Source organism: Erwinia persicina (assembly GCF_014838825.1).
Taxonomy (GTDB): domain Bacteria; phylum Pseudomonadota; class Gammaproteobacteria; order Enterobacterales; family Enterobacteriaceae; genus Erwinia; species Erwinia persicina_A.
Genome location: NZ_JACYMO010000002.1, coordinates 398,096 through 419,884, shown reverse-complemented (window position 1 = coordinate 419,884; position 21,789 = coordinate 398,096). Strand labels below are relative to the sequence as shown.

The window sequence follows — 21,789 nt, the reverse complement described above, 5'->3', positions numbered from 1 at the left end:
TCTTGATACAAGGCTAATTATCGTGGGTGCTATGCCCGGATAAGGGAGAAAGAATGAAGCAGGCATTTCGTGTAGCGCTGAGTTTTTTAATGCTGTTTGTCGCGGTAGCGCATGCAGAAGTTCGCATTGAAATCACTCAGGGTGTGAATACGGCTCGTCCAATCGGCGTTGTGCCGTTTAAGTGGGATGGCCCGGGTGCAGCGCCGGAAGACATCGGTGGCATCGTTGCTGCCGACTTGCGCAACAGCGGTAAATTTAACCCAATCGATCGTTCACGTTTACCCCAGCAGCCGACCTCTGCTGCAGAAGTGCAGCCTGCTGCATGGACCGCGCTGGGTATTGATGCCGTTGTTGTAGGCCAGGTACAACCAGGCGCTGACGGTAGCTATATGGTTTCTTACCAGCTCGTCGACACCTCCGGTAATCCGGGCGCGGTGCTGGCGCAGAATCAGTTTAAAGTGACCAAGCAGTGGCTGCGTTATGCGGCGCATACGGCCAGTGACGAAAGCTTTGAAAAACTGACCGGGATTAAAGGCGCATTCCGCACCCGCATTGCTTACGTCGTCCAGACCAACGGTGGCCAGTTCCCGTATGAGCTTCGCGTGTCGGATTATGATGGCTACAACCAGTTCGTGGTCCACCGCTCACCACAGCCACTGATGTCACCGGCCTGGTCTCCAGACGGCAGCAAAGTGGCTTACGTTACGTTTGAAAGCGGTAAGTCTGCTCTGGTTATCCAGACGCTGGCTAACGGTGCGATCCGTCAGGTCGCTTCTTTCCCACGTCACAACGGTGCGCCAGCCTTCTCTCCGGACGGTAGCAAACTGGCGTTTGCGTTATCGAAAACCGGTAGCCTGAACCTGTACGTGATGAACCTGGCGTCTGGCCAGATTAATCAGGTCACCGACGGCCGTTATAACAGCACTGAACCGACCTGGTTCCCGGACAGCCAGAGCCTGGCTTATACCTCCGACCAGGCCGGTCGTCCACAAATCTACAAAATCAGCGCCAGCGGTGGCACAGCCCAGCGTATTACCTGGGAAGGTTCTCAGAACCAGGACGCCGACGTGAGCTCTGATGGCAAATCAATGGTGATGATCAGCACCAACGGTGGCGCTCAACACGTCGCCCGACAAGATCTGGTAACGGGAGCCGTTCAACAATTAACGGACACGTTCCTGGATGAGACGCCAAGTCTCGCACCTAACGGCACAATGGTAATCTACAGCTCTACTCAGGGTATGGGTTCCGTATTGCAGTTGGTTTCGACGGATGGGCGTTTCAAAGCGCGTCTTCCGGCAACCGATGGACAGGTCAAATTTCCTGCCTGGTCGCCGTATCTGTGATGCATGTGTAAATATGTATGGCAAACTATAATAGGAATTAAATAATGCAACTGAACAAAGTGCTGAAAGGCTTAATGCTGGCACTGCCAGTAATCGCAGTGGCGGCATGTAGCTCTCACAAGAACAACAACAATGACCAGACCAACGGTATGGGCATGGGTGACGGTTCTAACAGCGGCATGAACAGCGGTAACATGTCTTCTGATGAGCAGGCACGTCTGCAGATGCAAGAACTGCAGAAAAACAACATCGTCTACTTCGGTCTGGACAAGTATGACATCGCGTCTGACTTCGCTCAGATGCTGGATGCTCACGCTAACTTCCTGCGTAGCAACCCATCATACAAAGTGACTGTTGAAGGTCATGCGGATGAGCGCGGTACACCTGAGTACAACATTGCCCTGGGCGAACGTCGTGCTTCAGCAGTGAAAATGTACCTGCAGGGTAAAGGCGTTTCTGCTGACCAGATCTCTATCGTTTCTTACGGTAAAGAAAAACCTGCCGTACTGGGTCACGACGAATCAGCGTATGCTAAAAACCGTCGTGCAGTACTGGTTTACTAAGAGAATCACATGATTAGTAGCTTCAGAACTCACCTGTTGAGTCTGTCGTTACTGGTTGGCGTAGCGGCCCCCTGGGCCGCTAATGCCCAGGCAACAATCAGTAACGTTGGCTCCGGCTCGGTCGAAGACCGTGTCACTACGCTTGAGCGTATTTCTAATGCTCAGGCGCAACTCCTCCAGCAACTTCAGCAGCAACTTTCCGAAACACAAAATGATATTGACTCACTTCGTGGTCAAATTCAGGAAAATAGCTATCAGCTGAATCAGGTCGTGGAACGTCAGAAAGGACTTTATCAGCAGATTGATGCGCTGAGCAGCGGTGGTGCAAACGCCGGTGCCGCGGCAGCGTCAGGTGCCGGTGCGGCAGCCGCCGGGACCTCCTCTGATGGCAGTAATGCAGCGGCGGCACCTGCTGCTGCCGCTGCACCTACCCAGAGTGGCGATGCGAATACTGACTATAATGCCGCCGTGGCGCTGGTACTGGAGAAGAAACAGTACGATCAGGCTATCGCAGCGTTTCAGGCTTTTGTGAAGAAATACCCGGATTCCACTTTCCAGCCTAATGCGAATTACTGGCTTGGTCAGTTGAATTACAACAAAGGCAAAAAAGACGATGCGGCTTACTATTTCGCCACGGTTGTCAAAAATTACCCGAAATCTCCCAAGAGTGCTGATGCGCTGTTGAAGGTTGGGGTGATCATGCAGGAAAAAGGTGACAAGGCGAAAGCCAAAGCGGTCTATCAGCAGGTGGTAAAACTGTACCCAAACAGTGACGCCGCGAAACAGGCACAGAAGCGTTCAGCAGCACTGTAACTGACGACTTTTGCTCTCTTTTAGCCTGAATTCTGGTCTTACCGCGTGAAACCTAAGCAGTTGAACAACTTATCCTGAAATAGTGGTTGCGCTGGAAATTCAAATCAGTAATATATGCCGCCGTTGCCGGGGGATATGTTAAGAGACGCCAGCAGCACAAAAGTGGGTCGTTAGCTCAGTTGGTAGAGCAGTTGACTTTTAATCAATTGGTCGCAGGTTCGAGCCCTGCACGACCCACCACTATTACGTTTTGCTTTGAAGTTTCGATATGGGTGATTAGCTCAGTTGGTAGAGCATCTCCTTTACACGGAGGGGGTCGGCGGTTCGAGCCCGTCATCACCCACCATATCGGGTCGTTAGCTCAGTTGGTAGAGCAGTTGACTTTTAATCAATTGGTCGCAGGTTCGAATCCTGCACGACCCACCACTTCAAAGTAGTAAGCGGTGCAAACCGTGAAGGATGAGAACCGTAAAAGGTTCGAGTCGAGCGAAAGCGAGACAACGTTGCTTTAGCAACGGCCCGAAGGGCGAAGTCATCCTGCACGACCCACCACTTCAAGTCAGTCAGTGAAAAAAGTCCAGATTTACCGTATTGCGGGTCGTTAGCTCAGTTGGTAGAGCAGTTGACTTTTAATCAATTGGTCGCAGGTTCGAGCCCTGCACGACCCACCACTAATACGTTTTGCTTTAAAGTTTCGATATGGGTGATTAGCTCAGTTGGTAGAGCATCTCCTTTACACGGAGGGGGTCGGCGGTTCGAGCCCGTCATCACCCACCATATCGGGTCGTTAGCTCAGTTGGTAGAGCAGTTGACTTTTAATCAATTGGTCGCAGGTTCGAATCCTGCACGACCCACCAATTCAGAAAGAAGCGCCTTACGGGCGCTTTTTTCGTTNGAAGGGCGAGGCAACGCCGAGTCATCCTGCACGACCCACCAATTCAGAAAGAAGCGCCTCACGGGCGCTTTTTTCGTTTCTGTGCTCTGATGTTTAACGTGCCGGATGAGAACCTGCCGCAGGTTCGCGTCGAGCGCAGTGAGACAGCGTTGCTGAAGGCAACGACCCGAAGGGCGAGGCAACGCCGAGTCATCCTGCACGACCCACCAATGTAGAAAGGCGCCCTAAAGGCGCCTTTTTGCTATCTGTCACCCGGGCGGGGTTCGAACCGCCAGCAGAGTTGGGTCGAATGCAGAGCATCGGGGTTGACCACAAATAAGGTCAGCTCCCGCCATGAGATTCAGCCAGCGTCGGGGACGACCTTTTTTGCGGCCGTCCCGTACCGAATTTTATCATCACAGCAGCTTACCGCTGTTCCAGATATGCATCACTGCATAACTGCGCCAGGGTCGCCATCGCTGAGAGCGCTCCTCTGCTTCTCTGGCGCTCAGACCGCCCAGGTTATTGCGTACAACAATATCTCCCGCAGGAAAGGCGTCAGGCCAGCGTAGTGCTCGCATAGCGAGGTATTGTGCCGTCCAGTCACCAATGCCCGGCAGGGACAGAAGCTGTGCGACGATCCGATCCGGATGGCTTGCCGCATCCAGCTGCAGTGTGCCCTGTGCGCAGTGCGCTGCCAGAGCCAGAATGCAGCGGGTGCGCACACTGACAATTCCCAGGCGGGCAATCTCATCAATGCTGCACTGCGCTACCCTTGCCGGCAGGGGGGAAAGATGCGTCAGCTCTGCCACCGATGTGGCGAAGGGGTCTCCCAGCGCAGTCGCGAAACGCGCACCCAGCGTGGCCGCTGCTTTAACGGTGATCTGCTGACCCAGAATCGCCCGTACGGCCATCTCAAAGCCATCAAAAGCGCCGGGAACCCGCAGCCCCGGGTTGGCCAGTACCCGGGGGGCTAACAGCGGATCCTGGCTGAGATGCAGCGCAATCAGGTCAGGCCGGGCGCTCAGATCAAACAAATTTCGCAGCCGTCGGAGCAACACCGGCAATACCGCATTCAGCGAATGAGTAAACTCAACCTGCAACACGTTCTTTTCACTGCGCTGAGTGACGCGGATCCATCCACTGTGCGCCCCCAGACGCACCGTACGGGCATAACTGTGATCATCGACGTGTTCCACGCCCGGCAGCGCGCGCCGCCGGAGAAAGGCCAGCATGGCTTCCCAGTCGTAGGGGGGACGATAGCTTAACTGCAATACCGACGTTTCCCCGATATTACCGTCCCCTGACCGCGTAGGACCGCTTTTGCGCAGGCGGGATGGCGACATACGGTATTGCTGGCTGAACGCGGCGTTAAAACGGCGCAGGCTGGAGAAACCGCTGGCAAAGGCGATTTCCGTCACCGGCAGATGGGTTTCGCTGAGTAACTGTTTGGCCAGTAGCAGACGGCGGGTCTGACGCAATTCCTGAGGCGAGACCCCCAGCTCTTTCTGCACAATACGGCGCAGCTGACGGAGGCTGAGATCAAAATGGGCGGCGATCTCATCCAGGCTTTCTACCTGCTCAATCAGTCCTTCATCGATCCGCTGCATCAGGCGTTCAGCAATACGCTGCCCGTTATCCACCGGCGCATGGCCCGGTGCCAGCTCGGGGCGGCAGCGCAGGCAGGGGCGGAAAGCGGCTTTTTCTGCTGCCTCAGCACTGTCAAAAAAACGACAGTTTGCCGCCTGAGGGGCTTTCACCGGGCAAACCGGGCGACAATAAATACCGGTAGACGTCACACCCACGTAGAATATCCCGTCAAATCGCGCATCACGGGATGTCAGGGCAAGATAGGCAGAGATCGGGTCAATCATCTTTATGTCCTGTAGCACTGAATTCACCTCAGAGTAGGCGCTTAGCACATCCTGTACTCGCCATTTTCGGCCACGAAACTATTCTGTGCTGCTGTCCGAAAACGGCGAGTCATACGCCACCGCCCGGGCATAATATACCGTGCCCCTGATACGAAAGGAGAGGGAAGATGGCTTTCTGGTACAAAATGATCGGCTCCCCGGTGGGAGAACTGAAACTGGTGGCGACCGAGCGTGGTCTGGCAGCGGTGCTGTGGGAAAATGACGATCCAAAACGCGTGCGCTTCCGCCCCCAGCAGGAAGATGTGCACCATGTGACGCTGCTGGAAACGGAAAAGCAGCTGCGTGAGTACTTTGCCGGTGAGCGGCAGCAGTTCGATCTGACGCTTGACTTTATTGGCACCGAATTCCAGCGGCGGGTCTGGGCTGCTCTGGTGACCATTCCCTTCGGCGAGACGCGCAGCTACAGCGAGATCGCCCGACAGGTTGGCAGCCCGGCTGCGGTGCGGGCAGTAGGGGCCGCGAATGGGCGTAATCCTGTCTCGATAATTGCGCCCTGCCACCGCGTGATTGGCGCCAACGGCAAGCTGACCGGGTTTGCAGGCGGGCTGGAAACCAAAGCTTTCCTGCTGCGTCTGGAAGGCGGACAGCTGTGGCAGGAAGACCCGCTCTTTTAAGCGGTTTCACCTCCAGCTGAAAACGTAAAAACCCGGCGACACCGGTTCATTTTTCCGCTATCGTGTTTAGCATATAAAACAAACCAGCCGTAGAGTTGGCGTCGGATCGGCATTCCGCGCTAATTCGGTTAAGTTGATGAAACGAGAGTCGTCTTATGAGCCTGATGTTCGATCCTGAAGCTGCCGTTTATCCTTTTCCGCCTAAACCGGCCCGATTATCCGTTGATGAACAGGCGTTTTATCGCGAGAAAATCCGGCGTCTGCTGAAAGAGAGGAATGCCGTTCTGGTCGCGCATTACTATACCGACCCCGAGATCCAGGCGCTGGCGGAAGAAACCGGCGGCTGCGTCTCCGACTCTCTGGAGATGGCGCGCTTTGGCAGCCAGCATCCTGCCTCCACGCTGCTGGTGGCTGGCGTCCGCTTTATGGGCGAGACGGCGAAGATCCTCAGCCCGGAAAAAACGATTCTGATGCCGACGTTACAGGCGGAGTGTTCACTCGATCTGGGCTGCCCGGTGGAAGAATTCAGCGCTTTCTGCGATGCACACCCCGATCGTACCGTGGTGGTGTACGCCAATACCTCAGCAGCGGTAAAAGCACGTGCCGACTGGGTGGTGACTTCCAGCATTGCCGTTGAGTTGATTGAGCACCTGGACAGCCTGGGAGAGAAAATTATCTGGGCACCGGACCGTCATCTGGGGCAGTACGTGACGGGTAAAACCGGTGCGGACGTTATCTGCTGGCAGGCGGCCTGCATCGTTCACGACGAGTTTAAAACGCAGGCGCTGCAGCGCATGAAGCGGCTTTATCCGGAGGCGGCGGTGCTGGTACACCCGGAATCGCCCCAGGCCATCGTCGATCTTGCCGATGCCGTCGGATCGACCAGCCAGCTTATCCATGCCGCACAAACCCTGCCGCAGAAGCAGATGATCGTCGCTACAGATCGCGGCATTTTCTACAAGATGCAGCAGGCCTGCCCGGATAAGGAGCTGCTGGAAGCACCGACTGCCGGTGAGGGGGCCACCTGCCGTAGCTGCGCTCACTGTCCGTGGATGGCGATGAATGGGCTGAAGGCGATGGCCGATGCCCTGGAGCAGGGCGGCCGTGAACATGAAATTTTTGTTGATGAGGCGCTGCGTCAGGCGGCATTGATCCCACTGGATCGTATGCTAACCTTTGCAGCAGATCTTAAAATTAAGATCGCGGGTAAAGGCAACGCCTGACAGCCGGTTCTGTTCCAGGTTTTTCATTGAAGGATTTCGTAATATGGATTTTTTCAGTACCTCTAATATTCTGGTTCATATTCCTCTCGGGGCCGGTGGTTACGATCTGTCCTGGATCGAAGCGATCGGAACCCTTGCCGGCCTGTTGTGTATCTGGCTGGCGAGTCTGGAAAAGATTGTTAACTACGCATTTGGCCTGATTAACGTCACGTTGTTCGCGGTGATTTTCTTCCAGATCCAGCTGTACGCCAGCCTGCTGTTGCAGCTGTTTTTCTTTGTCGCCAATATTTACGGGTGGTACGCCTGGAGCCGGCAAACCAGCGATAATCAGCAGGCGCTGAAAATTCGCTGGCTGCCGCTGCCAAAACTGCTCGGCTGGGGGGCTGCGATTGTGGTGGCCATTGCACTGATGACGCGCTATATCGACCCGGTGTTTGCCTTCCTGACCCAGGCCGCCGTCTCCCTGATGCAGGGGATGGGCCTGAACGTGGTGATGCCGCAGCTGCAGCCGGATGCCTTCCCGTTCTGGGATTCCTGCATGATGGTGCTGTCGATTGTGGCGATGATCCTGATGACCAGAAAATACGTTGAAAACTGGCTGCTGTGGGTGGTGATCAATGTGATCAGCGTGATGATATTTGCCCGTCAGGGAGTCTATGCGATGGCGCTGGAATATGCGCTGCTGACGCTTATCGCTCTGAATGGCTCGTGGCTGTGGATGAAAAGCGCCCGCCAGCGCTGATCTGAACGCAGAACAGGGGCGGCCCGCTGTATCGGCCGCCCCGTTGGCCACTAGTGGTGGTGAGAGTGATGCGCGCCGCCGCTGCCCTGAATCCACTGCAGGTCACAGTCATCAGACTGACACGACTGGTACTCCATCTGCACCGTGGCATGTTCAATCTCATAGTGTTCATGCAGGTAATGGTGGATGCGATGCAGCAGGGCATCATGATCGTGGGGAGGGACCACGTGTACGTGCAGGGTGATCACCGGCTTTTCTCCTACCTGCCATAAATGCAGATGATGGATATTTCGTACTTCCGGAATGCTGCGCACCAGCGCCCGCTGCAGCTTCACCACATCGATACCCGCAGGTGCGCCTTCCAGCAGTTCACGACCGCTCTCTTTCATCAGCGACCATCCGCTCCGCAAGACCAGTACCGACACCAGAACGGACAGAATCGGATCAACCGGCGTCCATCCTGTCAGCATAATAATTATCGCGGCAACAATCGCCCCAACGGAACCCAGCAGATCGCCCAGCACGTGGAGCGCGGCCGCGCGCACGTTCAGGTTTTTCTCCTGACTGCCGCTGCGCAGCAGCCACAGAGAAAGCAGGTTGGCCAGCAGCCCGCCAACGGCGATAACCAGCATCATACCCCCGGCCACCGGCTGCGGCTGCCAGAAGCGGTTGATCGCTTCCCAGACAATCAGCGCCGTAATGACCAGCAGCGCGATGGCGTTAACAAAAGCGGCCAGCGTGGTTAAACGCAGCAGGCCAAACGAATGCCGGGCTGTGGGGGGGCGACGGGAAAAATGCGTAGCCATCAGCGCCAGTAGCAGCGCCGCGGCATCAGTCAGCATGTGCCCGGCATCGGCCAGCAGTGCCAGCGAGCCGGAGATCAGCCCGCCAGCCACCTCCGCCACCATAAAGAGGGCGGTGACAGCAAAAGCAGCGAGTAACCGCGAACGGTTGGTGTCGGTATCACCGTGGTTATGAGCCATACGAATCCAGTTGAGTGAGTAACTTATTGCTGAAGGATATCAGTAAATTTAGCGCAGATTTAGCATCCTGATGAGTCTGCGCCGCCGTAATCACCTGCTGACATAACACTTCCCCTTCACTGTATCCCAGCAGCAGCCAGCTGCCTTTCATTCGGTGGGCGGCTTTTTCAAGCGCTACCCACTCTTCGGCGGCCATGGCCTTGAGCATCACCTCACCGTCGCGGGTCAGTGTTTCACTCAACGTCCGTGACAGACGTTGTAAATAGTGCTCATCATGATGCGCCAGCTGCTGCAGTCGCTGCGGCAGATCGGCAAAGGGCAGAGGGCTTTCCGTCTGTAACAGGGTGGTGATATCGCCCAGTGAGACCGGTTTTAGCAGCAGACGGTCGGCAATTTGCTGTGCCTGAGGGTGACTCTGAATCTGCGCATCGGCGGAGCACAGGATGATGCGGGTGCGGTGCGCCTGACCCCGTTCGCGACGGCGCAGGATTTTCGCCAGCGTCAGTCCGTCCGGGTGGGGCATGTTGACGTCGATAAACAGCAGGTCCCACTGCCGGCTCTGCGCGGCGTGCAGCAGGGCACGGCCGTCGGAATAGGTTTCTGCCTGAATGCCACAGTGCGCCAGCTGCTGCTGCATAACCAGCAGGTTGGTGGGGTGGTCATCAACAATCGCTGCGCGCAAGTGGCTGACAGGGATCGCTTCTGGCCGGTCGGAGGACGCGCTTTTCTGCGGGGCATTAATGGTCTGGCACGGCAGGGTAACACTGACACAGGTTCCTTCCCCGGGTACCGAACGCAGTGCAATGTCGCCGCCCATGCGGGTGACGATTTCCCGGCAGATAGACAGACCCAGTCCGCTGCCCTGTACCGAAAGCTGGCGACCAGACGGTGTCTGGTACCAGGGTTCAAACAGGCGCTGCTGCTCGTCCGCCGGGATACCGCTGCCGGTATCGCTGACCCGCAGACAGAGCCCTGGCGGATGTTCCTGTCTGGCCAGGGTGAGATGGATTTCGCCCTGCGAGGTGAATTTAATGGCGTTGCCGATAAGATTATTGGCGATCTGCTGCAGTCGTTCACCGTCAATCAGCACCCATGCGGGCAGTGGCGTGAGGGCGCTGACCCGCAGCTGCGGCCCGTTACGCCGCATCAGGGGATGATAAAACACCTCCTGCCGTTGCAGCCAGCTTTGCGGCTCAAGAGGCTTCAGCACCAGACTGAAACTGTTGTTTTCAACCCGGGCGTGATCCTGCAGATCGTTCAGCAGTGTCAGTAGCCCGGAGGCGCTACTGTGGATCAGGGACAAATTATGGCGCTGAGGCTGCTGCGCCAGCTCCAGCTCAAGTAGCCCGAGTACCGCCTGCATCGGTGTGCGCAGTTCATGGCTGACGGTGGCGAGAAACTGGCTCTTCATCCGGTTTTCCCGCTGAGCGACTTCCCGCTCCTGCTCGAGCAGCTTCCGCTGCTGGCGCTCGCGGCGCTGTTCAAGATAGCGGCGGAATAGCAGGATCAGCAGGAAAGCGATGGCGAAAAGGGCGGCGACCAGCACAAACAGGGAAATGGGCCGCATCTCACCCTGATGGCCGTCGTTAAAACTTTCTGGCGTACTGCTCCAGTTCTCCCGCAGGCGCTGCCAGCTTTCTGTCGGGATCTGTTGCAGGCTGCTGTTCAGCAGGGCGCGCAGCAGCGGCTGATTGTGGGCCGTTCCCATCGCCACCGGCCAGGCGGTATCGCTGGCGGTAAACGCCAGCTGTAGCGAACTGGCATAGCGGCTCTGGATGCGCCAGCGCGCGGACAGGACATTGTCGGCCAGGGCATCAATCTGCCCGCTGGCCAGGGCGTCATACAGGCTGGTGGTATCATCAAATACCTGAGGCACCGTGTCTGCAGGTAGCAGGTGAATAGCCAGGTCGCCACGCTTCACGCCGATCCGCTTATCCTTGAGATCGCTCCACTGACTGATACCCTGGCCCGGAGTGCGTATATAGACGCCCCACAGGGCCCGCCAGACCGGCTGTGAGTTGTTCAGCATGGCATCATTGCCGGTCAGGGGGAGGGTGAGCTGGATCAGCGCACGACCCTGACTGACCAGCGTGCCGGCCTGCAGGGCATTGCTGACCCAGTAAGGCTGGAAGCGCAGACCGGTGATCTGCCCGATACTGTTGAGTAAATCGACACTGTAACCGGCGGGCTGGCCGCTGGCATTACGGTAGCTCCAGGGATAATCATCACTGACAGCGGCGTAGATCACCGTGGGGTGCTGTGCAATCCAGCTGCGCTCCATCGGGGTCAGTCGCGCGGTATTGCTGTCCTGATAACGCGGCAGCGTGCTGCTCCAGCGGCCCTGAATGCCGTTAATCACTTCCATAGGCAACTGCCGGATAGCGTTGTCCAGCAGCCGGGTCAGCGCGGCGTCACGGGTCACAGTTTGCAGCTGTATTTTTCCGGGGTCGAGGGCAGAGGCCAGCTGATACACTTCCCCCTGCTGGAGCTGGCCGAGCAGGAAACCGGCGCTGGTCTCATCCGCCACCACGTAATCACTGTGCTGATTCAGCAGGCCAGACAGCGCCTGCAAATCGGTGTCGGTGATCTGCCAGCTATGCTGGCGGGCGAAGGCCGGATTGACGCGCGCCAGGGTGTCACGGCTGACGCTGATACGAGCCTCGGCGGAGTTGAACATTACCGGGCGCAGATTGTTGCGGTTGCGGTAGATGCGCAGCGGGCTGCTAAACCACGGCTGCGTAGCGCTCAGGCCTGCCGGAAGGGGCTGCTGCGGCACGCCAAACAGCGCGTCCACCTTGCCCTGCTGCAGTGCCTGAAACATCGCGGGCAGGTCGTCAAAACGCGCTACGGTCATACTCAGACCGGTGGTCTGCTGCAGCGCCACCAGGTAATCGGCATTGATGCCGTAAAGATCGTTACCGACGACCATATTCCATGGTGAGTTACCGCAGCACAGAACGCCCATGCGCAGAGGCTTCTCCCATCCGGCCGGGGCGGAATCCAGCGGCATCATCTCCTGCGGCAGCGCAATGCTGCTGACGGGACGCAGACTGGCACTGGCGCTGGTGACACACAGCAGCAGAATCAGAAACAGCAGACGGGTCATCACTGCCGCGACTGCCAGAGTCGGGCCAGTTCAACCACCGACTGCGCCCCGGTTTTTTCCATGATATTTTTTTTATGCGTGCTGACGGTTTTGTTACTGATATTCAGCTGGGCGGCAATCTGCAGGTTTGACTGGCCGCGGGCCAGCAGAGCGAGGATCTGTAACTCTTTCGCCGTAAGTTGCTCGTGCGGGGTTTCATCGGGCTGCTGCGGGGGGAAGGCCCGCTGGCCCCCCATGACCGCCAGCACGGCAGACAGCAGCTGGCTGACGGGCTGACGCTTAGCCACATATCCGGATGCGCCGGCTTCTTCCGCCAGTCTTGGCCACACGCGCTCTTCCTGAGCGGAGTAGATCACTACCGGAAGTTCAGCGTACAGACGCTTGATCCGCTTCAGCAGCTGCAGGCCGTCGCTGTCGGGCAGGCCGATATCAAGGATCACCACATTGACCGTCTGCCGGTTGAGCAGATCCAGTGCCGTCTGCTGATCTTCTGCAGCCAGCAGCGTAAGAGGGAACGGTGCGTGACGTAAGGCGGCTTCCAGCGCTACTTGCACCAGCGGATGATCGTCAATCAGCAGCAACGTGGTCATTAAGGGGTCCGAAATCAAACTGGGCGGTCAGAATAGCCGATGAGGTTGCTGATGAAAATAAGAAACAAAAAAGGAGAGCTTCCGCTCTCCTTTATTTATTCGCTTACGCGCAGGAATTACTGAGTGGTGCCGTCAGTTTTGGTATCCGCGCCTTCACCCACTTTGGAATTAATATCCGGGCATTTGCCATCTTTGCACTGCGCGTTTTTGTTCACTTCATCCGCGCTCATGCCATTGTGGTTTTTCATGTCTTTGTGCGTGGCATTATCACCAGAGGTGTTAATTTTGCTGTTATCCACTTTATTCGGTGGCAAATTCTCTTTTGCACCTGGTGCCACTGCACCTGCATCGGCAGCCGCGTTGGCAGAGCCATTACCGTCACCTGCAGCCATCGCCGCGCCGCTGCCTAAAGTCATTGCTGCTGTCAGGAATACGATTGCAAACTTATTCATCATTATGCTCCGTTAATTTTATGAATACTGGCGAACAACCAGAACTTTAAGGTCTGAGGTAAATCCACTTCTGGCAAAATAAAATCCCGCATATGGACCACCCAATAATCATTAGTGGTGCAAATACGTTTTTTTCAAGAGTTAACGCTTAAAAGTGTAGTAGAGCCTGTGGAAAGATCAAATGTGTCCGGCGCTTTTAGTCACGAAAGGCGATTTACAGGGCAGGGGAGTCGCGATAAATTGGAACGGATGCGCCTGGTGTGCAGGATGGCAATGTAATTACCTGGAAATACTATGAATTATCAGAATGATGACTTAAGAATCAAAGAGATAAAAGAGCTTTTACCTCCGGTTGCGTTATTTGAAAAATTCCCTGCCACGGACAAGGCGGCTGCCACAGTCTCTTCTGCGCGCCAGGCGATTCATCAAATTCTGAAAAAGCAGGACGATCGTCTGCTGGTGGTGATTGGCCCCTGTTCAATCCACGATACCGTTGCGGCAAAAGAGTATGCCTCACGCCTTTTGACGCTGCGTGACGAGCTGAAAGATTCGCTGGAAGTGGTGATGCGCGTCTATTTTGAAAAACCGCGCACCACGGTAGGCTGGAAAGGGCTGATTAACGATCCGCATATGGACGGAAGTTTCCAGATTAATGACGGCCTGCGTATTGCCCGTCAGCTGCTGCTGGAAATCAATGACAGCGGCCTGCCGGCGGCGGGGGAATTCCTGGATATGATCACCCCACAGTACGTGGCTGATCTGATGAGCTGGGGTGCCATTGGCGCACGCACTACAGAATCACAGGTGCACCGGGAGCTCTCCTCCGGTCTTTCCTGCCCGGTAGGTTTTAAAAATGGCACCGACGGCACCATCAAAGTGGCGATTGACGCCATTGGTGCGGCCAGTGCGCCACACTGCTTCCTGTCAGTCACTAAATATGGCCATTCAGCGATTGTTGAGACGGCAGGGAATGAAGACTGTCATATTATTCTGCGCGGGGGCAAAGAACCTAACTACAGCGCGCATCATGTCAGCGCCGTAAAATCGGGGCTGGAGAAAGCGGGTCTGGAACCTCAGATCATGATCGATTTCAGTCATGCGAACAGCAGCAAGCAGTTTAAAAAGCAGCTGGAGGTGTCAGCGGATGTGGCACAGCAGATCGCCGCCGGCGACAGCGCCATTATCGGCGTGATGATTGAAAGTCACCTGGTGGAAGGGAATCAGAGTCTGGAAAGTGGTGAACCACTGGTCTACGGCAAAAGCGTCACCGACGCCTGTATTGGCTGGGAAGATACTGAAGCCGTCCTGCGCCAGCTGGCCGGTGCAGTGAAAGCGCGTCGCGGCTAGTCCAGCCTGGACGCATAAAAAAACCCGCCTGATGGCGGGTTTTTTGATCTCACGAAAAATTACTTCGCTTTGCCCTGGTTGGCCACGGCCGCCGCTTTCGCCGCGATCTCGTCAGCATCACCCAGGTAGTAATGTTTGATCGGCTTGAAGTTTTCGTCGAACTCATACACCAGCGGCACGCCGGTCGGGATGTTCAGTTCGAGGATCTCTTCTTCACTCATGTTGTCCAGGTACTTCACCAGCGCACGCAGTGAGTTACCGTGAGCAGCGATAATCACTTTCTCACCGCTTTTCATGCGTGGCAGGATTGACTCATTCCAGTAAGGCAGTACGCGGTCAATGGTCAGCGCCAGGCTTTCTGTGGTAGGCAGCTGTTCAGCGGTCAGTGAAGCGTAACGCGGGTCGTGGCCAGGGAAACGCTCATCGGCGCGGTCCAGCTCAGGTGGGGTCACGGCAAAACCACGACGCCACTGTTTCACCTGGTCGTCACCGTACTTCTGCGCGGTTTCTGCTTTATCCAGACCCTGCAGCGCACCGTAGTGACGCTCGTTCAGACGCCAGGATTTTTCTACCGGCAGCCAGACCTGATCCACTTCATCCAGAATGTTCCACAGCGTATGGATGGCACGTTTCAGCACAGAAGTGTAAGCGAAATCGAAGGTGAAGCCTTCTTTCTTCAGCAGCTGACCGGCGGCTTTCGCCTCGGTGCGGCCTTTGTCTGACAGATCAACGTCATACCAACCGGTGAAACGGTTTTCATTGTTCCACTGGCTTTCGCCGTGACGTACCAGAACCAGCTTAGTTACAGCCATAGCTTAACTCCTTAATAACTTTACGTTTCTATGATAATGGTGACCGGTAAACTGCCGGAAACAACGCCGCGGCAATTTTAATGTGCATTACCATAGCTGAATTCTGCGCAGCGCGTAAGCCCGTAACGCTCGCGATGCGCGATTTTCATGCGCTCTGTCAAACCGGCGTCAGTTGGTACCGGGTGACCGACTGATACGTTTCACCTGGCTGCAACCAGCAGTCGGGCTGCGGCCACTCTGGGTGATTCGGTGAGTCAGGCAGGAACTCGCTTTCCAGCGCTATTCCCTGGAAAGCAGTATAGACCCCCTGTTCACGTGCCGGAGTGCCTTCCAGATAATTCCCGCTGTAAAGCTGTAATGCCGGGGCGCTGGTGAAGACATTAAGCTGCAGTTTACCGTCAGCAGACCACAGCGATGCTGCTGGCGACTCTGGCGTGCTGTTTAACAGGTAAGCGTGATCATAGCCCTTTACCGCCCGCTGATCGTCATCCTGCAGGAAATCCTGCGCGAGGGTTTTCGGCTGACGAAAATCAAAGCTGTTCCCTGCCACGGATTTTAGCGGGGCATTGGGGATCCCTTCGCTGTCGACCGGCAGATAACGTTCTGCATTGAGCTGTAAGCGGTGCTGGCGTGCATCACCGTGTTCAGCATCAAGATTAAAATAAGCGTGGTTGGTCAGGTTGACCGGGCAGGCTTTGTCCACAGTGGCGTCATAACGGATCGACAGCGTATTGTTGTCGTCCAGATGGTAGCGCAGCCTGACCAGCAGCGTGCCAGGAAAGCCCTGATCGCCGTCCGGTGAGTCAAGGCGGTATTCCACTTCGCTGTCGCTCTGGCAGACAATCTGCCATCGGCGGTTATGGAAGCCCTCCGGGCCTCCGTGCAGCTGATGCGTCCCCTGGTTGGCAGTCAGCGCAATCTCCTCGCCGTTCAGCTTCAGGCGGGCACCGGCAATGCGGTTAGCATAGCGGCCGACCGTTGCCCCTAAATAAGCGGACTGATGCAGGTAGTCTGACGGGGTGGCGCAGCCCAGCAGCGCTTCGCGTACGTGTCCGTCGCCCATCGGTACGCGGGCAGAAAGCCAGGTGGCCCCCCAGTCCATAAACGTGGCGACCATACCGTTGCGGTTGCGCAGGGTGGTAATGTGCCACGGCTGCCCGTCAGGGGCGTGAGAGTTGGGTTTTAGCATGGGCCCGCTCCAGCTGACGCTTTACAGACGTAGAAGGTCTCTTTAATGCCGGAGACCGCTTCGTACTGTGCTGCCACGGCGGCTTTCACGGCATCAACCAGTTCAAATGGCATCAGCGCCACGATGCAGCCACCGAAACCCCCGCCGGTCATACGCACGCCGCCGCGTTCACCGAGGGTCGTTTTAACGATGCCGACCAGCTGATCGACAGGTGGGACGGTAATTTCAAAATCATCGCGCATTGACGCATGTGACTCGGCCATCAGTACGGCCATGCGGGCGAGGTCGCCACGCGCCAGGACATCAGCGGCTTCGAGGGTACGGGCATTTTCGGTCAGCACATGGCGCACACGTTTCGCCACCAGCGGGTCAAGCTCATCCTGCTGTGCGCTGAACTGGCTCAGTTCTACATCGCGCAGCGAGGTTTTACCGAAGAACTTCGCCCCGGCTTCACACTGCTGGCGGCGCGTGTTGTATTCGCTGCCTACCAGGCTGCGGCGGAAGTTTGAGTTAATGATCACCACGGCGATATCCGATGGCATCGGCACCGGACGCGTGCTCAGGGTGCGGCAGTCGAGCAGCATGGCATGGTCTTTTTCACCCAGCGCCGAGATCAGCTGATCCATGATCCCGCAGTTACAGCCAACAAACTGATTTTCCGCTTCCTGGCCGTTTACCGCAATTGCCGCACCGTCGAGAGGCAGCGCATACAGCTGTTTAAACACGGTGCCTACCGCCACTTCCAGCGAGGCCGAAGAGCTGAGGCCCGCGCCCTGTGGCACATTACCGGCGATCACCATATCCACGCCGCCAAAGTCCGGGGCACGCTTCAGCAGGTGTTTTACCACGCCGCGCACGTAGTTCGACCACATCTGATGCGGATGGCTGACGATCTCCTCATCCAGAGAGAAGATGTCCTGCTGATTCTCATAGTCGGCGGCAATTACCCGGACCTGGCGGTCGCTGCGTTTTGCACAGGCAATTACCGTCTGATAGTCAATGGCGCAGGGCAGCACAAAGCCGTCGTTGTAGTCGGTATGCTCACCGATCAGATTGACGCGTCCCGGGGCCTGAAGCGTGTGGGTCGGAACATAGCCAAAAGCGGTGGTGAAAATCTGTTGGGTGGTATTCTGTAAACTCATGGTTATTCCGCCTCACGGAAATGAATATCGCTCACCGCACGCAGACGCTCTGCTGCCTGCTCGGGCGTTAAATCACGTTGGGTTTCAGCCAGCATTTCATAGCCGACCATAAATTTACGCACTGTCGCGGAACGCAGCAGTGGTGGATAGAAATGGGCATGGAGCTGCCAGTGATCGTTAGCCTCGTCGTTAAACGGTGCCCCGTGCCAGCCCATGGAGTAGGGGAAAGAGCACTGGAACAGGTTGTCATAGCGGCTGGTCAGTTTTTTCAGCGCCAGCGCCAGATCGGTGCGCTGCTCGTCGGTCAAATCAGTCAGACGCTTGATGTGGGCTTTTGGCAACAGCAGCGTTTCAAACGGCCAGGCGGCCCACCAGGGGATGACCGCCAGCCAGTGTTCGGTTTCAACGACCGTGCGGCTGCCGTCTTTCAGTTCACGTGCAGCATAGTCAACCAGCATCGGCGAGTGGTGTCTGGCGAGCCAGGCGCGCTGCAGGTCATCCTCACGTTTGACTTCATTTGGCAGAAAACTGTTCGCCCAGACCTGGCCATGTGGGTGGGGATTGGAACAGCCCATCGCTGCGCCCTTATTCTCAAACACCTGCACCCACGGGTAGTGTTGTCCCAGATCGGCGGTCTGCTCCTGCCAGGTTTTCACCACCTCGACCAGCCCTTCAAGCGTCAGCTCTGGCAGGGTTTTGCTGTGGTCGGGAGAGAAACAGATGACCCGACTGGTGCCGCGTGCGCTTTCGCAGCGCATCAGCATATCGTCGCTTTCGGGCGCATCCGGGGTATCGGTCATCAGCGCGGCAAAGTCATTGGTAAAGACATAGGTACTGGTGTAGTCAGGATTTTTGTCCCCGGTCACCCGCGTATTTCCCGGACAAAGGAAGCAGTCAGGATCGTGCGCGGGCAGTTTTTCCTGCGAGGCAGTTTCCTGAGCCCCCTGCCACGGGCGCTTGGCGCGGTGGGGGGAAACTAAAATCCACTGATCGGTCAGCGGGTTGTAACGGCGATGAGGGTGATCGACCGGATTAAATTTCTGCATGATGAGTCCTGATAACCGGGTTTATGCCTGTATATGTTGTAAAGAAAAATAGCACAATGCGCAGGCGGAAAGCGTGATCAAGTCTGTATAAATGGAATCGTTTACACAAGCTGAATATTCCTAACTATCAATAAAGATAGCACGACGCTAAAAGATAATCAGGCAGGGGGAGGTTAATAATGGTAGCGGTTACACTCTCATGGAGGGCTGGCCGAAAAAGAAGGTCGGCCCCATCAGGGGGGAGAGGGGACCGTTCTTTTTCCGCTCAGCGCAGCCGACGGGGCGACCTTTTGTTCCGGCCGACCCGTGCAGGCGTCAAAAAGGTGACAGCTGTTCCTGGGCGTAGCGGTAGCCTTCACCCTCGGCGATAAAGCTCAGACGGTGGGTGATACACTGCGGCGCATCCTCTGCATGATGTGAGACAAACAGCAGCTGCGTACGTCCTTCACCAATCAGCACGTCGACAAAACGGCGCACCAGCAGACGGTTAATAGGATCCAGTCCCTGCAGGGGTTCGTCGAGGATCAGCAGCGCCGGGTGTTTGACCAGCGCACGGGCGATCAGCACTAAACGCTGCTGACCCCACGAGAGCGCGTGGAAAGGCGAGTTCGCAACGGCACCGCTCATCCCCAGCAGCGCCAGCCACTCCCCGGCCAGCGCCTGCTGGCGGTCAGAGACGGCCTGATAAATGCCGATCGAATCAAAAAAGCCGGACAGCACGACGTTGCGCACGCTGCTGCTGACGCGGTAATCCAGATGCAGGCTGCTGCTGACATAGCCGATATGCTGCTTAATATCCCAGATGGTTTCGCCACTGCCCCGGCGGCGGCCAAACAGCGTCAGATCGTTACTGTACCCCTGAGGGTGATCGCCGGTCACCAGGCTGAGCAGCGTCGACTTTCCGGCACCGTTGGGGCCAACAATCTGCCAGTGCTGGCCACGCCCGACCTGCCAGCTGAGGTGATGCAGGATCGGTCGGTCGTTGTAAGACACCACGCCATCGCGCAATGCGATCAGCGGGGCATCTTCCGCCAGTACGGGAATAGCCGTGGCGTCATCGACTTCCGGCAGCGTCATCCCTGCCAGCTGCTCGCTGTGCGCCAGCTGGGCCACCAGCGCCTCTGCCAGGATAGCCTGGCGGTCGCCGGTATGCGTGAGGGTACACTCCGCCAGCACGCCCACCCGATCGATGAAATCGGGGATATCATCAAAGCGGTTAAGGACCAGAACCAGGGTGATGCCCTGCCGTTGCAGGCTACCAAGCACGCTGGCAAGATTGGCGCGCGACGCCACGTCCAGACCGTCAAAAGGCTCATCGAGGATCAGCAGATCGGGCTGCGCCATCAACGCCTGACAGAGCAGTGTTTTGCGGGTTTCACCCGTGGAGAGGTACTTGAAGCGGAGGGTCAGCAACGATTCGATACCAAACTGTGCCGCCAGCTGCTGACAGCGGGCGGGATCGCGCACCTCCTGCTGAATGATTTCTCCGGCCGTTAAGCCCGTATCCTCTTCGTCCGCACTGAGCATATCGGTGTTATTACGCTGCCATTCGTCGGCCACCAGTTTCTGTAACTGCTCCAGCGACAGGCGGGTGGTGCGCAGAAATGCACTGTCCACCCGTCCTTTCGCGGGCAACAGTTCGCCGGAAAGGGCCCGTGCAAGGGAGGACTTACCGCTGCCGTTGGCTCCCACGAAAGCCCAGCTCTCGCCAGCGGTCACGGTCAGGTCAGGAAGATCAAGCGTCCGGGTATCGTTCAGGCGAAAGATACCTTGCGTAATTTGCAACATTGCCATTGTTAATCCCATTATTTGCATCATTAATCCATTAGGGGCTTCCAGCTGCTGGATGTCAAACGCGGGCCACTGATTCAGAGCAGCGTCGCGATGATAGCGCGATCGGCATTAAAATATGCTGTTACCGCCGCGCCCGGCTGGAGTTTTTGCTGGGCAATATGTTGATTTTCCACGGTGGCGCAGAGGGTTTCTCCACCGGTCAGTGCGATAAGGATCTCACTGTGTGTCTCACCCTGTTCAATCTGACTCACGGTACCGGGCAGCTGGTTGTCCGCCTCTGCGTTCCCGCTGCTGACTGCAATCCACGGGGCTTTAATCAATACCAGCACTTCCTTGCCATTTTCCAGCTGCAGGCGATCGGCGCTCTGTGCGGTCAGTGCCACCTGGATCTGCGTGGCCCCACCGGCCAGCTGCACCATCACGTGCTGCTGCACGGGCTGGCTGTCGCGCGCCACGATGGTGCCAAAAAACTGATTGCGGGCGCTGGTCTGCAGCGAGAAACGCGCAATGGCTCCCAGCAGACTGCCGAGCGGCGCATCGTCCTGTAGTACATCAAATGCTTTTTGCTGGATTTGCCCGAGCAGCGCATAGAGCTGGATCAGCCGTTCACCGTAGGCGGTGACCACCGCGCCGCCGCCGCCTTTACCGCCAGTGGCGCGATCGACCAGCGTACGATCGGCCAGCTGGTTCATCTCATTGATGGCATCCCAGGCGCTTTTATAGCTGATGCCTGCCAGTTTTGCGCCCTGACTGATCGAGCCGCTCTCTTTGATCTGACGCAGAAGTTCAATGCGGCGCGGGTCGGCAAACAGCCGTTGCTGGTGTTTAAGGATCAGGGAAATATCGGCCTGCATAGGAACTCCGCCAGGGAAAATGTAAAAAGTCTCTGCTGATTCTATCAGCCCTGGCGAAATAATTTGCGCACGAAGGCACAAAAGGTCAGTGCTTTATTAGCGGCTGTCGCTACAATGGTTTTTTTGATCAGCAAGATGAGGTTTCCATGCTGGAGTTACTTAAAGGCCTGGCCGTTGCCATTATCATGGTGCCGATTGTAATGGCGATTATCCTTGGTCTGATCTGGGGCCTGGGCGAAGTGTTTAACGTTATTTCTAAAATTGGTCATCGCGATGACCAGCAGGCGAAGAAAAGCCAGACCATCCAGTAAATCTCACCCCTCTCTTTATAATGCCCGGCGCTGCCGGGCGTTTTCATTGCTCAC

19 protein-coding genes, 6 tRNA genes and 2 other RNA genes are annotated in these 21,789 nt (G+C 56.7%); 16 read left to right on the top strand and 11 right to left on the bottom strand.

Annotation, left to right across the window (positions count from 1 at the left end):
- The first annotated feature begins 53 nt into the window (after nucleotides 1-53).
- The 11 genes from tolB (at nucleotide 54) to IFU29_RS07950 (ending at nucleotide 3,826) form a co-directional block, all read left to right on the top strand.
- On the top strand, nucleotides 54-1,346 hold the full coding sequence (gene tolB / locus IFU29_RS08000) for a Tol-Pal system beta propeller repeat protein TolB (protein ID WP_191933448.1): 1,293 nt from the start codon (nucleotides 54-56) through the stop codon (nucleotides 1,344-1,346).
- A gap of 44 nt (nucleotides 1,347-1,390) precedes the next feature.
- Entirely contained in the window at nucleotides 1,391-1,909 is a 519-nt protein-coding gene (pal, locus tag IFU29_RS07995) for a peptidoglycan-associated lipoprotein Pal (RefSeq protein WP_062748485.1), read from the top strand.
- Nucleotides 1,910-1,918: 9 nt separating this feature from the next.
- On the top strand, nucleotides 1,919-2,722 hold the full coding sequence (gene cpoB / locus IFU29_RS07990) for a cell division protein CpoB (protein WP_191933447.1): 804 nt from the start codon (nucleotides 1,919-1,921) through the stop codon (nucleotides 2,720-2,722).
- A gap of 164 nt (nucleotides 2,723-2,886) precedes the next feature.
- Nucleotides 2,887-2,962: transfer RNA gene (locus IFU29_RS07985), tRNA-Lys, on the top strand.
- A 30-nt stretch (nucleotides 2,963-2,992) separates the two neighbouring features.
- Nucleotides 2,993-3,068 (top strand) — tRNA-Val (locus tag IFU29_RS07980).
- A gap of 4 nt (nucleotides 3,069-3,072) precedes the next feature.
- A tRNA-Lys gene (locus IFU29_RS07975) sits at nucleotides 3,073-3,148 on the top strand.
- A gap of 12 nt (nucleotides 3,149-3,160) precedes the next feature.
- Nucleotides 3,161-3,274: non-coding RNA, RtT sRNA (locus IFU29_RS07970), on the top strand.
- 43 nt (nucleotides 3,275-3,317) lie between these two features.
- Nucleotides 3,318-3,393, top strand: a tRNA-Lys gene (locus tag IFU29_RS07965).
- 30 nt (nucleotides 3,394-3,423) lie between these two features.
- A tRNA-Val gene (locus IFU29_RS07960) sits at nucleotides 3,424-3,499 on the top strand.
- 4 nt (nucleotides 3,500-3,503) lie between these two features.
- A tRNA-Lys gene (locus IFU29_RS07955) sits at nucleotides 3,504-3,579 on the top strand.
- Nucleotides 3,580-3,701: 122 nt separating this feature from the next.
- A non-coding RNA gene (locus tag IFU29_RS07950) (RtT sRNA) lies at nucleotides 3,702-3,826 on the top strand.
- A 186-nt stretch (nucleotides 3,827-4,012) separates the two neighbouring features.
- Here IFU29_RS07950 and IFU29_RS07945 read toward each other — a convergent pair.
- Nucleotides 4,013-5,470, bottom strand: a complete 1,458-nt coding sequence (locus tag IFU29_RS07945) for an AlkA N-terminal domain-containing protein (protein ID WP_191933446.1) — start codon at nucleotides 5,468-5,470, stop codon at nucleotides 4,013-4,015.
- Between the two features lie 167 nt (nucleotides 5,471-5,637).
- Between IFU29_RS07945 and IFU29_RS07940 the strand changes: the two genes are divergently transcribed.
- The 3 genes from IFU29_RS07940 to pnuC all read left to right on the top strand — a co-directional run bounded on the left by IFU29_RS07940 (nucleotide 5,638) and on the right by pnuC (nucleotide 8,109).
- On the top strand, nucleotides 5,638-6,144 hold the full coding sequence (locus IFU29_RS07940; RefSeq protein WP_191933445.1) for a methylated-DNA--[protein]-cysteine S-methyltransferase: 507 nt from the start codon (nucleotides 5,638-5,640) through the stop codon (nucleotides 6,142-6,144).
- 155 nt (nucleotides 6,145-6,299) lie between these two features.
- Nucleotides 6,300-7,367 (top strand): quinolinate synthase NadA, encoded by a 1,068-nt coding sequence (gene nadA, locus IFU29_RS07935; RefSeq protein ID WP_191933444.1) that lies wholly within the window; start codon nucleotides 6,300-6,302, stop codon nucleotides 7,365-7,367.
- A 43-nt stretch (nucleotides 7,368-7,410) separates the two neighbouring features.
- Nucleotides 7,411-8,109 carry a nicotinamide riboside transporter PnuC gene (pnuC, locus tag IFU29_RS07930; RefSeq protein WP_062749365.1) on the top strand — a complete coding sequence of 233 codons (699 nt, stop codon included), beginning with the start codon at nucleotides 7,411-7,413 and terminating at the stop codon, nucleotides 8,107-8,109.
- Between the two features lie 50 nt (nucleotides 8,110-8,159).
- On the opposite strand, the gene zitB is transcribed toward pnuC, so the two are convergent.
- From zitB to IFU29_RS07910, 4 genes are all read right to left on the bottom strand, one after another.
- The gene (zitB, locus tag IFU29_RS07925) at nucleotides 8,160-9,092 is read right to left on the bottom strand and encodes a CDF family zinc transporter ZitB (RefSeq protein ID WP_191933443.1); all 933 of its coding nucleotides are present in this window, start codon (nucleotides 9,090-9,092) and stop codon (nucleotides 8,160-8,162) included.
- The gene (locus tag IFU29_RS07920) at nucleotides 9,082-12,198 is read right to left on the bottom strand and encodes a hybrid sensor histidine kinase/response regulator (RefSeq protein ID WP_191933664.1); all 3,117 of its coding nucleotides are present in this window, start codon (nucleotides 12,196-12,198) and stop codon (nucleotides 9,082-9,084) included. Before IFU29_RS07920 ends, zitB begins: the two co-directional genes overlap by 11 nt.
- Nucleotides 12,198-12,788, bottom strand: coding sequence for a response regulator transcription factor (locus IFU29_RS07915; protein ID WP_191933442.1), 591 nt, complete (start codon nucleotides 12,786-12,788; stop codon nucleotides 12,198-12,200). Before IFU29_RS07915 ends, IFU29_RS07920 begins: the two co-directional genes overlap by 1 nt.
- 116 nt (nucleotides 12,789-12,904) lie before the next feature.
- The gene (locus IFU29_RS07910; RefSeq protein ID WP_191931090.1) at nucleotides 12,905-13,243 is read right to left on the bottom strand and encodes a YbgS-like family protein; all 339 of its coding nucleotides are present in this window, start codon (nucleotides 13,241-13,243) and stop codon (nucleotides 12,905-12,907) included.
- A 291-nt stretch (nucleotides 13,244-13,534) separates the two neighbouring features.
- Here IFU29_RS07910 and aroG point away from each other — a divergent pair, with 291 nt between their 5' ends.
- Complete coding sequence (aroG, locus tag IFU29_RS07905; protein ID WP_191933441.1) at nucleotides 13,535-14,587, top strand: 3-deoxy-7-phosphoheptulonate synthase AroG; 1,053 nt, start codon at nucleotides 13,535-13,537, stop codon at nucleotides 14,585-14,587.
- A gap of 59 nt (nucleotides 14,588-14,646) precedes the next feature.
- On the opposite strand, the gene gpmA is transcribed toward aroG, so the two are convergent.
- From gpmA to modE, 6 genes are all read right to left on the bottom strand, one after another.
- A complete protein-coding gene (gene gpmA, locus IFU29_RS07900) occupies nucleotides 14,647-15,399 on the bottom strand; it encodes a 2,3-diphosphoglycerate-dependent phosphoglycerate mutase (RefSeq protein WP_048916699.1) in 753 nt (250 codons plus the stop codon).
- Between the two features lie 157 nt (nucleotides 15,400-15,556).
- A complete protein-coding gene (gene galM / locus IFU29_RS07895; protein WP_191933440.1) occupies nucleotides 15,557-16,588 on the bottom strand; it encodes a galactose-1-epimerase in 1,032 nt (343 codons plus the stop codon).
- On the bottom strand, nucleotides 16,582-17,730 hold the full coding sequence (galK, locus tag IFU29_RS07890; protein WP_191933439.1) for a galactokinase: 1,149 nt from the start codon (nucleotides 17,728-17,730) through the stop codon (nucleotides 16,582-16,584). The genes galM and galK overlap by 7 nt, the downstream gene beginning before the upstream one ends.
- Nucleotides 17,731-17,732: 2 nt before the next feature.
- Nucleotides 17,733-18,776: a galactose-1-phosphate uridylyltransferase gene (galT, locus tag IFU29_RS07885; RefSeq protein WP_191933438.1), complete on the bottom strand. Its 1,044-nt coding sequence runs from the start codon at nucleotides 18,774-18,776 to the stop codon at nucleotides 17,733-17,735.
- A gap of 315 nt (nucleotides 18,777-19,091) precedes the next feature.
- Nucleotides 19,092-20,570 (bottom strand): molybdate ABC transporter ATP-binding protein ModF, encoded by a 1,479-nt coding sequence (gene modF, locus IFU29_RS07880; RefSeq protein ID WP_191933437.1) that lies wholly within the window; start codon nucleotides 20,568-20,570, stop codon nucleotides 19,092-19,094.
- 74 nt (nucleotides 20,571-20,644) lie between these two features.
- Entirely contained in the window at nucleotides 20,645-21,424 is a 780-nt protein-coding gene (gene modE, locus IFU29_RS07875; RefSeq protein ID WP_191933436.1) for a molybdenum-dependent transcriptional regulator, read from the bottom strand.
- A 146-nt stretch (nucleotides 21,425-21,570) separates the two neighbouring features.
- On the opposite strand from modE, the gene IFU29_RS07870 reads away from it, so the two are divergent.
- A complete protein-coding gene (locus IFU29_RS07870; protein ID WP_072277518.1) occupies nucleotides 21,571-21,735 on the top strand; it encodes an AcrZ family multidrug efflux pump-associated protein in 165 nt (54 codons plus the stop codon).
- The last annotated feature ends 54 nt before the right edge of the window (nucleotides 21,736-21,789 follow it).